General features: G+C 61.6%; 12 protein-coding genes. 2 read left to right on the forward strand and 10 right to left on the reverse strand.

The window, feature by feature from the left end:
* Positions 1–67: 67 nt before the first annotated feature.
* Both ACVCNR_RS04390 and ACVCNR_RS04395 read right to left on the reverse strand, forming a co-directional pair.
* Positions 68–499 (reverse strand): SAM-dependent methyltransferase, encoded by a 432-nt coding sequence (locus ACVCNR_RS04390; RefSeq protein WP_354198602.1) that lies wholly within the window; start codon positions 497–499, stop codon positions 68–70.
* A gap of 12 nt (positions 500–511) precedes the next feature.
* Entirely contained in the window at positions 512–907 is a 396-nt protein-coding gene (locus ACVCNR_RS04395; RefSeq protein WP_354198604.1) for a (R)-mandelonitrile lyase, read from the reverse strand.
* Between the two features lie 218 nt (positions 908–1,125).
* Between ACVCNR_RS04395 and ACVCNR_RS04400 the strand changes: the two genes are divergently transcribed.
* On the forward strand, positions 1,126–3,180 hold the full coding sequence (locus ACVCNR_RS04400; RefSeq protein WP_447073940.1) for an elongation factor G: 2,055 nt from the start codon (positions 1,126–1,128) through the stop codon (positions 3,178–3,180).
* Between the two features lie 870 nt (positions 3,181–4,050).
* Here ACVCNR_RS04400 and ACVCNR_RS04405 read toward each other — a convergent pair.
* Positions 4,051–4,947 carry a LysR family transcriptional regulator gene (locus ACVCNR_RS04405; protein WP_354198608.1) on the reverse strand — a complete coding sequence of 299 codons (897 nt, stop codon included), beginning with the start codon at positions 4,945–4,947 and terminating at the stop codon, positions 4,051–4,053.
* Positions 4,948–4,999: 52 nt separating this feature from the next.
* Entirely contained in the window at positions 5,000–5,974 is a 975-nt protein-coding gene (gene trxB, locus ACVCNR_RS04410) for a thioredoxin-disulfide reductase (protein ID WP_354198610.1), read from the reverse strand.
* Positions 5,975–6,205: 231 nt separating this feature from the next.
* Here trxB and ACVCNR_RS04415 point away from each other — a divergent pair, with 231 nt between their 5' ends.
* The gene (locus ACVCNR_RS04415) at positions 6,206–6,679 is read left to right on the forward strand and encodes an Lrp/AsnC family transcriptional regulator (RefSeq protein ID WP_354198611.1); all 474 of its coding nucleotides are present in this window, start codon (positions 6,206–6,208) and stop codon (positions 6,677–6,679) included.
* Between the two features lie 66 nt (positions 6,680–6,745).
* Here ACVCNR_RS04415 and ACVCNR_RS04420 read toward each other — a convergent pair whose 3' ends face one another.
* The 6 genes from ACVCNR_RS04420 to ACVCNR_RS04445 all read right to left on the reverse strand — a co-directional run bounded on the left by ACVCNR_RS04420 (position 6,746) and on the right by ACVCNR_RS04445 (position 12,100).
* Positions 6,746–7,408, reverse strand: coding sequence for an FkbM family methyltransferase (locus tag ACVCNR_RS04420; RefSeq protein ID WP_447073941.1), 663 nt, complete (start codon positions 7,406–7,408; stop codon positions 6,746–6,748).
* Between the two features lie 274 nt (positions 7,409–7,682).
* On the reverse strand, positions 7,683–8,480 hold the full coding sequence (locus ACVCNR_RS04425; protein WP_447073942.1) for a glycosyltransferase family 25 protein: 798 nt from the start codon (positions 8,478–8,480) through the stop codon (positions 7,683–7,685).
* A 9-nt stretch (positions 8,481–8,489) separates the two neighbouring features.
* On the reverse strand, positions 8,490–9,326 hold the full coding sequence (locus ACVCNR_RS04430) for a glycosyltransferase family 25 protein (RefSeq protein WP_447073943.1): 837 nt from the start codon (positions 9,324–9,326) through the stop codon (positions 8,490–8,492).
* Positions 9,327–9,371: 45 nt separating this feature from the next.
* Positions 9,372–10,148: a glycosyltransferase family 25 protein gene (locus ACVCNR_RS04435; RefSeq protein WP_447073944.1), complete on the reverse strand. Its 777-nt coding sequence runs from the start codon at positions 10,146–10,148 to the stop codon at positions 9,372–9,374.
* A gap of 2 nt (positions 10,149–10,150) precedes the next feature.
* Positions 10,151–10,972: a glycosyltransferase gene (locus ACVCNR_RS04440; protein ID WP_447073945.1), complete on the reverse strand. Its 822-nt coding sequence runs from the start codon at positions 10,970–10,972 to the stop codon at positions 10,151–10,153.
* A gap of 63 nt (positions 10,973–11,035) precedes the next feature.
* On the reverse strand, positions 11,036–12,100 hold the full coding sequence (locus tag ACVCNR_RS04445; protein ID WP_447073946.1) for a glycosyltransferase family 4 protein: 1,065 nt from the start codon (positions 12,098–12,100) through the stop codon (positions 11,036–11,038).
* Between the last annotated feature and the right edge of the window lie 27 nt (positions 12,101–12,127).

A 12,127-nucleotide genomic window follows, 5' to 3' on the forward strand; every position in this document is an offset into this window, starting at 1 on the left:
TGGAGCCTAGCCCGACAGGGCACGGACAATCAAGCGCAACGGCCGCATGGGTCCGGATCAAGGGTCGTCATCCGCTGTCAGGATCGATTTCCTTCAAGGGATCGCCGCCGTCGATGAACAGGCGGCCGCCGGGCTTCAAGGCTGCCTTGATGCGCAGCAAGGCCATGGGCGCCGCTTTCGGATGGCGCCCGTCGAGCGCGCCGACCCGCATGGCAAACGCCAGATCAAAGGGCTCCTCGCCGGCCTCCGCCACGAAGTCCTCGATCGCAACGCACCTGAAATCGAGCCGGCCCGAAGCCATCTCGGAAACCGATCCCGCGCGGGCCAGGCCGACCGCCTTCTCGGACCGGTCTATGGCCAGGACGAACCCATCGCCTATGCGCCTGGCCGCCTCGCGAGCGGCCACGCCGGGGCCGCACCCGATCTCCAGAACCCGCATCCCGCGCTTCAGGGGAAGGGCTTCGACAAAGGCGGCAATCCGTGACGACGTGCCGGCCATCCGGGGTTCCCCTCACCCGCCATATTGCGCGTCGTCGACCGGCTCCAGCCAGTCGACGGCCTTGCCGTCCAGCGCTTCCTGCATGGCGATGTGGGTCATGGCCGTCTGCGGCCCGGCGCCGTGCCAGTGCTTCTCGCCGGGCGGGAACCAGACCGTGTCCCCGACACCGATTTGCTGGATCGGCTCGCCCCACACCTGAACCAGCCCGGCGCCCGCCACAACGTGGAGCGTCTGGCCGAGCGGGTGGGTGTGCCAGTGCGTGCGTGCGCCGGGCTCGAAACTCACCGAAACCGCCCGCAGCCGCGCCGGCGCTTCCGCCTCGACGATGGGGGTCTGGGTGACCCGGCCGGTGAAATAGGCATCGGAGGCAATGACGGTCGGCACGCTGCCGCCACGAATGATCTTCATCGGCTCTCTCCTTTGCCTCATTTCAGCCGAAGCGAGGATGCGCGGCAAGCCCGCTTCGCGCCTGATCCACTTGCCCTGCCTGCAAAGCCTACTTGTCCTTCCTGCAAAGCCATGTGACCATGCTTCACGGCAGGCAGCCGCGCCACGAAGCTGCCGCCGCGCGACGGCCGCCAGGCCGGCCGCCGCTCCCTTCAAAAATGCCTGAGCGGAGGTCAGCCATGGGTAATCGCGCCGGAGGACGACGTACGGGACCGAAATGCATTGCCATCGTCGGTCCCTTCTCAAGCGGCAAGACGACACTTCTCGAAGCCATTCTCGCCCGCACGGGCGCCATTGCCCGCCAGAATCCCACCGCCTCGGGCAACACCGTTTCCGACCACTCTCCCGAAGCCCGCGAACACGCCATGAGCGTCGAGGCCAATTTCGCCACCGTCGACTTCATGGGCGACACGCTGACCTTCGTCGACTGCCCCGGCTCGATCGAGTTCGCCTTCGAGGCCGAGCCGGTGCTTGCCGCATGCGACGCCGCGATCGTCGTGGCCGAGCCCGACGAGAAGAAGATACCGGCCCTGCAACTCATCATGCGCCGCCTCGACGAACTCGGCGTGCCGCGCATCCTGTTCCTCAACAAGGTCGAGAAGGCGACGACCGGCGTTCGCGAAGCGCTCAAGACATTGCAGCCGGCAAGCTCGGTGCCGCTGCTGCTGCGCCAGATTCCCCTGCGCAAGGACGGCGTCGTCATCGGCTCGATCGACCTGGCGCTGGAGCGCGCCTACATCTACCGCGAATATGCCGAGAGCGAGGTGGCCGAGATTCCCGGCGACGAGAAGGCGCGCGAGATCGAGGCGCGCTTTTCGATGCTCGAGACGCTGGCCGACCACAATGACGAGTTGATGGAGCAATTGCTGGAGGAGATCGAGCCGCCGCGCGATGCGGTGTTCGATGACCTCGCCGCCGATCTGCGCGAAGGGCGGGTGACGCCGGTCCTGCTCGGCACGGCCGAAAAGGGCAATGGCGTGCTGCGCCTGCTGAAAGCGATCCGCCACGACGCGCCGGACGTCGAGGCGACGCGCCGGCGGCTCGGCGTGGGCGACGACGAGCGCGCCACGCTGGTGCAGGTGATGAAGACGATCTACACGCCGCACGGCGGCAAGCTTTCCGTCTCGCGCGTGCTGTGCGGCCAATTGGCGGATGGCGGGGAGCTTTACCTGCCCGACGGCGAGGTCAACAAGGTTTCCGGCCTTTACCGCATGTTCGGCAAGGACCAGACCAAGCTCGGCCAGGCCGTGGCCGGCGACACGGTGGCGGTGGGCAAGCTCGACGGCGCCCGCACCGGCCAGACCCTGACCTCCGCGAAGGGCGGCAGGGCGCCGCTGATCGAACTGACGCCGCCGAAACCGGTCTATGCCTTTGCCCTGCGCCCCAAGGAACGCAAGGACGACGTGAAGCTTTCGGCCGCGGTCCAGCGGCTGGCCGAGGAAGACCCCTCGCTCAGCCTCGCCCACAACCAGGATTCGGCCGAAACGGTTCTGTCCGGCCATGGCGAAATGCATCTGCGGGTGGTGCGCGAACGGCTGGAGGGCCGCAACCAGATCGCCGTCGAAGGCCACGCGCCAGCGGTGCCCTACCGGGAAACCATCCGCAAGGGAACGCAGCAGCGCGGCCGCCACAAGAAGCAGTCGGGCGGGCATGGCCAGTTCGGCGACGTGGTGATCGAGATCAAGCCGCTGCCGCGCGGCAGCGGCTTCGAGTTCACCGACACGATCAGCGGCGGCGTGGTGCCGAAGCAATATATCCCCTCGGTCGAGGCCGGCATACGCGACTACCTGAAAAGCGGCCCGCTGGGCTTTCCGGTGGTCGACATCGCCGTCAATCTCAGCGACGGCTCCTACCACACGGTCGATTCCTCCGATATGGCGTTCCAGATGGCGGCGCGGCTCGCCATGAAGGAAGGCATGGCCGCATGCTCGCCGGTGCTGCTGGAGCCGATCATGAAGGTCGAGATCTTCACCCCCTCGGATGCGACGGCGCGCATCATCGCCCTCATCCCGCAACGGCGCGGCCAGATACTGGGCTATGACGCCCGCGACGGCTGGCCGGGCTGGGATGTGGTGGAGGCGACCATGCCGCAGGCGGAGATGGGCGACCTGATCGTCGAACTGCGCTCGGCAACCGCGGGCGTCGCCACCTATGTCGCAAGCTTCAGCCACATGGCTGAATTGACAGGCCGGCTGGCCGATGACGTCATGAACGCAGCCGGCAAGGCGGCCTGACATGCCGCAGCGCATGGTCCAGCATGAACAAACGGCGGCAGATGATACTGCCGCCGTTTGTTGCGGACCGTCCCCGGGGAGGAAAACGGCAGGTCCGCCGCATCGCGCCTGCCAGCAACGCCGGCAAGAAACCGGATGGACGCGGCCGTCACCTGAGACCCGGCTTCGGAAGATGCCCCCATCCCCGAAGCCTGCCGCGTCCTTGTCCTGTGTAGTGAAGATTCGCCTTTGCGGTCACGTTACAGGGGTTACATGACCGTTACGCGCTGCCCCTGAACATCGCGAGCACCCATGGATGCGTTCGCCGGCTTGCAAGGGCGGCGAAACCGGCGGCCCACCGTCATGCGAGCATGTCGGCGTTTGCTCCTGTGGCGGGCTGCGAAAAATTTCGATGGTGGTGAAGAACGCCCACCGTGGCCGGAAACCGACCCGGCAAGAAAGCTGAAGATCAGCCGGCGGAAGCCAAAAACAAAAAAGCCGGATCAGAAGATCCGGCTGAGTTTGATGGAAGTGCCAAAAAGGCTAAACCTCCAGAGGGGAACACTCGTGAGCGCTAATGGGAGGAGAACGCGCTCAGGAGATGACTGATATATGGGCCACCGCTGCTCAACAAACAAGCATCTATTTTGCAACGCACGCATGCAAAAAGGCGGCATCTGTGGTCCAATGCATCGCATGCAGCAATAAGGCCAGAATAAAGGCACGAAATCTGGCCGGATGCCTGCTCCCGAGGCAGGGGCACCAGTGGCGAGGCGGCGGCATGCGTATTTCTGCGCCGGCTGCCAGGCAGGACAGTCTGTTCCGGAGGCCGCACCAAGGCGGGGATGAAGCCGGCCGATACCGGCCCGAGCGCCGAACCCGCCGCCCGCTTCAGTAGGACCAGTTGCGGGCCTTGGCGAACATGAAATCGCGGAAGGCCTTGAGCTTGGCCTGATTCTTCATCGCCTCGGGATAGACGAAGAACGTGTCGAAGGACGGCCCTTCGAGTTCCTCGAGGATCGGGACGAGCCCGGACTCCTTTCCGGCCATGTAGTCCGGCAGCATGGCGATGCCGACGCCACGCTTGACCGCCTTGCGGATCGACATCAGGTCGTTGATCTGCAACACGCTGGGCCGCTTCTCGCCATCCGGCCGCCCCACCGTCTCCAGCGCATTGAGGCCGCCCAGATAAGAGGGCACCGGCTCGCCGAAGGTGACGATGCGGTGCTGGTCGAGTTCCGCTACCGATTTCGGCTTGCCGTGGCGCTCGATATAGGCCGGCGAGGCGAAGACATGCAGGTGCACGGTGAAAAGGCGCCGCTGGATCAGGTCCGGCTGCTGCGGCTGGCGCAGGCGCACGGCGCAGTCGGCCTGACGCATGGTCAGGTCCAGCTCCTCATTGGTGAAGACGAGCTGCAGGTTGATCTCCGGATAGAGATCGATGAACTCCTTCGTGCGCTCGGTGAGCCAGCCGGTGCCGAGCCCGACCGTCGTCGTCACCCGCAGCACGCCGGTCGGGTGGTCCTTGGTTTCCAGCAGCCGCGAACGGATCGACTCCAGCTTCATCAGCACGTCATGCGCCGTGCGATAGAGCATCTCGCCCTGTTCGGTCAGCACCAGGCCGCGCGCATGGCGGTGGAACAGCGGCACGCCGACATCGTGCTCCAGCGCGCTCACCTGCCGCGAGATCGCGGACTGCGACAGATGCAACGTCTCGGCGGCATGGGTGAACGACCCCGCCTGCGCGGCTGCATGAAAAACCCTGAGCTTGTCCCAATCCAGCGCCATGATTCCCCTCGTGTGATGCGGCGTCTGAAAGACGAGTTGGGATTTTTTGCGGCTACTCCGCCGCGTCCCGGTGTGCTTCGACGGTCGCCAGATATTTCTCGGCTTCCAGCGCGGCCATGCAGCCCATGCCGGCCGCCGTCACCGCCTGGCGATAGATGTCGTCCGTGACGTCGCCCGCGGCGAACACGCCGGGAATGTTGGTGCGGGTGGAATCCGCCTCGGTCCACAGATAGCCGTTCGGCTTCTGCTTCAGCTTGCCGGCGAACAGTTCCACGGCGGGTGCGTGGCCGATGGCCACGAACACGCCGTCGATCGGCAGGTTGCTTTCCTCGCCGGTCACCACATTGCGCAGTTTCAGCCCTTCCACCGAAGGCGGCTGCGGGGGCTGCCCCGGACGGCCGGTGACTTCGTCCACAACCGTATCCCAGATGACCTTGATGTTGTCCTTGGCCAGCAGGCGCTCGCGCAGGATGCGCTCGGCACGGAAATCGTTGCGGCGGTGGATGACGGTGACGCTGCGCGCCAGGTTGGACAGGTAAAGCGCCTCCTCGACCGCCGAATTGCCGCCGCCGACCACCGCCACGTCCTTGCCGCGGTAGAAGAAGCCGTCGCAGGTGGCGCAGGCCGACACCCCGAAGCCCATGAAGGTCTGCTCGGAGGGAATGCCGAGCCACTTGGCCTGCGCGCCGGTGGCGATGATGAGCGCATCGGCCGTGTAGACGGTGCCGGAATCCCCCTTCGCCACGAAGGGACGCGCATCGAGGTCGACCTCGACGACGATGTCGTGGACAATCTCCGCGCCGACATGCTCGGCCTGCCTGGCCATCTGCTCCATCAGCCACGGGCCCTGCACCGGTTCGGCGAAGCCCGGATAGTTCTCGACATCGGTGGTGATGGTGAGCTGGCCGCCCTGCTGCAGCCCCGCCACCAGCATCGGCTTCAGCATGGCGCGCGCCGCATAGATGGCGGCCGTGTAGCCTGCCGGACCGGAACCGATGATGAGGACGGGAGCATGCTTGACGGTCATGGCGCTGCCTTGGCGATGGCGGGCCGCCCGGCAGCCCGCAGGAAAAACAGATCGATATGCGCCGTCAATGTAAGTGCTGGCCGCCGTGCCAGCAAGGCAAACGGCAAAGTGTCCCCGGAAAGCTTGTCGCAGGAGAGAAAGAGAAACGCGGCGTAACGTAAAATCGCTGGCGTATGATAAAAAGTCGTTTAATTACCGGAACACGACAGATTCTTGCGCAGAGATGATCGCATGACCGTGAAGGCCGACCTCGACGCCATCGACTGGAAAATCCTCCGCGAATTGCAGCATGACGGCCGCATGACCAATGTCGAATTGTCGCAAAGGGTAGGCATTTCCGCCCCGCCCTGCCTGCGGCGCGTGCGCCGGCTGGAGGAAACCGGCATCATCCGCGGCTACCGCGCCCTGCTGGACGCCCCTTCGCTCGGCATGGAGGTGGTGGCATTTTGCCTGATCGGCCTCAAGCACCAGGCCGAGGTGGAACTGAAGGCCTTCGCCGAGCGCACCCGCAACTGGCCGATCGTGCGCGAAGCCTGGATGGTGTCGGGCGAATCCGACTTCCTGCTTCACTGCGTGACCAGCGACATCGGCACCTTCCAGAGCTTCGTGATCGAGGACCTGACCTCGACGCCGAACGTGGACACGGTGCGCACCGCGCTGACCATCCGCAAGGTGAAGGATGAAGTGCCGGTGAGGATCGGGTAGGCCGAATTCAGACAAGCTCGCGCTAACGAGATTGTAGTTCGCTTATTTCCGTTCCAACCAAGGCGATCAGACCCAATCAAGATCGATGTTATCGATTTTCTCGGAGAGAATACGTCTGCGCAAAGCGCTTATCCTCTCACGAATCTCATCCGAGAAACCTTCATGGGTCTCAATGAACATATATCCTATTCGGCGATGACTCCCTGCATCGAGCATAGCTTCGAGGCACTCGGCCTCTGCGCCCTCAATATCCATCTTTAGGGCTGCGATGCGGCCATCCACTTCATTTATAAAGTCGACGATGTTAACGACTTCAACATCGAATGTATTGCCACCAGTATGTTCATGCGTGAGCACCAGTGATGAGGACTGTGTTTTCATCAGGTCATCAACGTCAGGACGTTGATGAAAAGTCGCAATTCGAGCCAACCCACCAACAGCTTTGGGAATGATCGTAATTCCGCTATCGTCGTTCGTTCGCGCCTCCAGCACCGCACGCGCGATGGGATCAGGTTCAAAGGCGATGACTCTCATGCCATATCGGCGAGCTGCCAAGGTGACATCGCCGATGTTTGCACCAAGGTCTATAAATATATCGCCCCTATCTCGAAGGCGTGGAATAATTGTATGGAAATTGTATTCAGACTGCCGCAATGGCGATATACGCTTCTTCCAGCGCCTGTACAGATACCATCGCATCAAGAACTCAGCACGGCTTTCTTTAAACATTCTCACGATCCCATTAAAAAAGAAAAAATATACATATTAATAACTTATATAAAATATTTGATAATAAATATTTCATAAATCAACAGGGTTGAATGTACATGATTAAGTGCAGACTGCATATCAAACGAACAAATTAAATTTTACACTTTCATGATGAAAGTCCCGGAAATTCAAATAAGGCATCATCGCAAAGCAAGGTGAAAGGTCCCGCTTCGAATTCCATTGGAATCTCTGGAGCCGTACACCGCAAAACGAAGCATATCTCGCGCCGATGCTATTCAAATGCAACAAGGCCTCTTTTTCTGCCTTTGATCGAGAGCCACACCATTCGCCAAAATTGCTCGAACGGCCTGCCGATCTCCCGCCGGAGCTTTCGCAGACCTTTTCGCGTTGTATCCCTTCCCAGTGGATTTCTTTCACGATGGAGAGTGCTGCTCAAGACTGGGTCGACGTCTTTCGAGTTAAGCGCCACCTCCTGCACACATAGGGCCGGTGACATCTGATAAATGACCAGGGAACTGAAGCCCGAAAACCGCGGGTCAAATAGGAAGTGATCAACAGGGCAGGAAAGTTTCCCGCTCAGGGAGAGCAGCTTCGACGCGGCACTGCTGGAGATGATGTAGCCGCCCGTTCCGAAATGGGTCCTCCACAATCTGGTGATTTTCCTTCCGCACACGACGGAGGCGGGTTTCCTCTGCATCTGCGTGGGATGCAGGAAAGTCTCTATCTTAACGATATCGGCGTCGGCTGGAATCCAGTCGACGCGCGAGAGAATTTCCGTCGCGTTCCTGCCGATGTGAATGTCATCCTCGAATATTACGAAGTGGCTTTCGGAGCTGCCCGCTATGACTTCCCAGCATTTGCGGTGGCTCAGAAAGCAACCGATCTCCCCTGCGGTCAGCTCGTAGGGCGTATCGCCGTCACTCAGCCAGTGCCGCTGCTCCTCCGCGGAAAGCAACTTGCCGTCTACAGCCGGAATTCGCGCGAACTCAATCCCCACGCCGGCGAACACGGCGGCCATGCGTTCGAGCCGTTCGGGGCTTCTGTCGAGATTGATGAGATAGCATTTCATCAGTGTCTCTCACGAATCCATCTTCTTCCCATCAAAATCGACTGCCATAAATACAGACCTTCGCATGAGCGTTAGGTAGATTCTTGCAAGAAGGCTACGTAATTGCATCAGTATACGATTTACCTCTCTCTTAATTTTAGTGAAATGTGTTACAGTAATACTCTTGGTTATCAGACGGCTCTCGACACGTTCCTTATCAACAACACTTCGAAGATTTTCAGTATCTGCGTGCTCTTCGATATAGACATCCTGGATGCAAATTGCCGGAAGTATTTGCCACGCCTCCAGTTGATGCTCCTTCATGTAATTCATTGCAAACAACAGACCGTCGACAGCCTCGCACCTGTGTTCCGTGAAGGCCAACAAATGACTAGCCGCCTCAGGTGTAAGAAGATAGCCACCCGCACCCAGATGCGTCGACTTCAACCGCCTGAGTTCATGGCCGAAAGGCGTCGGCCATGAAGTGGGAGAAAACTCATGTCGCCTTAAATCTGTCTCCGCCTTTATCAAACCAGCTTGTGCGGGGATCCAGCTATCGTCGCAAAGAAAAGCCGCGGCATTTCTCGAAAAATGAATGTCGTCCTCGGCAATGAAGGCCCACTTTTCCTGAGCGGCGAGCACCGCCTCCCATGCTTTTCTATGGCTAAGGAAGCAGCCGATTTCGCCGCGCGAGAGAATCTTGTTCCCTTCGGACAATTGCCGCCAATGATCCAGTTCCCCCGCCGGCAGTTCCCGGCCATCGACCGCCGGAACCCGCACGAGATCGAGCCCGAGCGCTTCGGCCTGCTGCGTGAACCACGCGCGACGCTCGGGCGACCTGTCCAGGTTTATGTAATAGACCTTCATTGATAAGCTCATTTACGCTGGGGCACGCCTGGGGTTGAGGGACTTCTAGGCTTTTGCCCTGAAGCGATACCGACGGCCCAGGGCGATCAGCTTATCCTCAAGAAGCCTCTTCTGCTTGGAGAAGCCGTAATACCATTTGCGGCCATATCTGCTGCGCTTGCGGCCATCCGATGCGGCAATCTGGCTTTCCGCGTCGGTGGTGGTGACCGGCGCCGGCCAGAAGGCATATCCATGCCCGGCGCGGGTCAGCCAATAGCGAAAGTAATTGTCGACAGGAGCAAATATCTTGCCGTGGTTTTCGACGAATTGCCTGGCTCCTTCCCGGGACCAGACGATCGCGCATGCCATCATGGGAAAATAATGCGCGGCAACGAGACTGCATCGATAACTGCCGATGTCATGCTCCGAAATCGGGCTGGTGATCTTGGACTTGTTGGCGCCGATATTGAGCAGGAGCCAATCCTTGTCCGCGCTCTCCAAGACGGGAAGCGCCTCCTCCAGAAGTGCGATGGGATTGTAACGCAACAGCACGTCGTCTTCGAAGACCAATCCGTACTCGGCATCCGACTGCAGGAACTGCGCCGCAGCCGAAAGATGGCTGCGGTAGCACCCGATTTCCGCGCCAACCAGGCTTCGCCCCATATAGCGCTCCGCGCGGCCCGCATCGTAGTCGGCAACTTTGCTCAGATCGAGCTTGCGGCCATCGAACGCGGGAACACGCTCGAAATCCATGCCGAATGAACCAAGCATCCGGCTGACGGATTCAAGGCGCTCGGTGCCGCCGTCCAGATTGATCACATAGGTGCGGATCGATCCTTTCATCGTCACCGTTTCCTGCGTTGCAGTGGCTCGGTGTCGATTCCCATCAGCCGCAGCCTGTGCCAAAAATGGCGCCCCAGAGATTCGCGCCATTTGCGCAAATTTTCGCGCCTCAGCAGACGTGACAGGCCACCCGACGAGGCCGGCCTGCGATATCCCGCTCCATTTCCGTAAGCGGATCGCGCATCGCCGGCGTGTTTTACCCCGCCGCCGATCATCCAGGCCATGTCCCACTTGCGGGCCTTGTAATGGTGGCTGATGGCCATTTCATCCCCGATGGCCGCGTAGCCGCCCCGTAGTGCCCGGTAATCTTCGGTCCGCCGCAATCCCGGATTGAAGGTGAACGTATGCCATAGAAAGTGCAGTTCCGGAAAAGCCAGCTTGTAGCTCGCTGTCCCGGTCCGGCGCGTCTTGAGGCTGCGGACATAGCGGGGCATGTCGGCATCGTCGCGCACCGTCACCATGATGGCCTGCGGCTCCTGTTCGAGGATCTCGACGGCCCGGGCGATGAAGCCCTTGCGGGTGAACAGCCAGTCGTCTTCCATGTGAAAGATATAGTCCGATGCGATGTCCGCGTAGGCTTTGTCGATCGAGGCGATCTGGCCGATATTCTTGCCGTTGAAGATGATGCGGTGCCTTGTCCCCTGCAACAGGGGCTCGATGCCGTAGACGCCGCGATCGTCCGAGTCCTCGATCACGATCAGCTCGTCGAGCGGATAGTCGTTCTGTTCAAGGAAACTCTCCAGCGTCTTCTCAAGCAGGTCGAAGCGCCGGCAACTGGTGACGACGGCGGAGACGGTGGGGCGGTTCTCGGCTTGTGTGCTCATCGGCTCAAATTCTGCACAGGCGGGGTGCGGCGACCATCGTGCCATTCCGGCATCTCGCACGGATCATTGCCCGTGTATAGCGGCTGCATAGATCTCTCCCAGCCGCCGCACCTCTCCCTCGATGCTGAAACGCGTCGCGGCGTGGGCCCGGCTGTTCGCCGCCGCCTGCCCTAGCCCGGCCTCGTCCTCCATCCATCGCTCTGCCGCAGCGATCATCGCGCCGAGGTCGTCGCGGGGGATGAGCGTGCCGGTGACGCTGTCTTCAATCAGCTCGGAGAAGGCGCCGACATCGGTGGCGACGACGGGGACCGCCGTCGCCATAGCTTCGAGCGGGGTGAGGCCGAACCCCTCCCAGCGTTGCGGAGCGATGAACAGCGACAGCGGCCGATACCAGCGCTCGATGTCGCGGTGCTCGCCGACGAACAGGATGCGGTCGGCCAGGCCGGCTTTTTCGACTCGGGCGCGCAGATCCACCTCGAACCCCTTGTGCTCGGCCGTCGCGCGGCCGGCCACGATGGCGGACCAGCGCGGATGGCGCGGCAGAAGCGCGATCATGGCATCGACGAACAGGTCGGTGCCCTTCTGGTGCCGCACGCGGCCGAAACAGCCGACATGGAACTGGCCGGGGTCGAGCCCCAGTTCCCGCGCCGCCTCGGCACGATCCGCCGGCGGGTGGAAGCGTTCGATATCGATGCCGTGCATGACCACCGTGTTCGGCACTTCGAGATAGGCGGCGGTCTTGCGGCTGGTGGCGATCACCCCGTCCATGCGGCGGATGAGAAACTTCGTCCAGCGCTTGTGGCGGCGCTGCGAGGCCGAGGTGAAGACGAGCTTCAGCGGCGCGCGAAAGATGTCGCGCAGCACCACGCCGGCCAGCATTTCGGGGTTGCGGCGCGCATGCCAGACACGCACCGAGGCGCCCTGCGGCCGTCGGAGCAAGCCCGGCACCTGCCACCAGCGCAGGCGCGGCAGGTGGTCGGGCAGGCCGGGCCCAAGCGTGGCGATGCCGATCTCCTTCGCCTGCAACGGCACGAGCTGGATGATGGTGCTCGTGACGCCGGACAGGCGCTTCTTGAAATTGGGCACCACGACATGGACCCGCGACAGGTCGACCGGCGCTGCGGCCATGGCTGGATCTTCCTATCCGGCGACCGG

The sequence above is a fragment of the Aquamicrobium terrae genome, assembly GCF_052978165.1.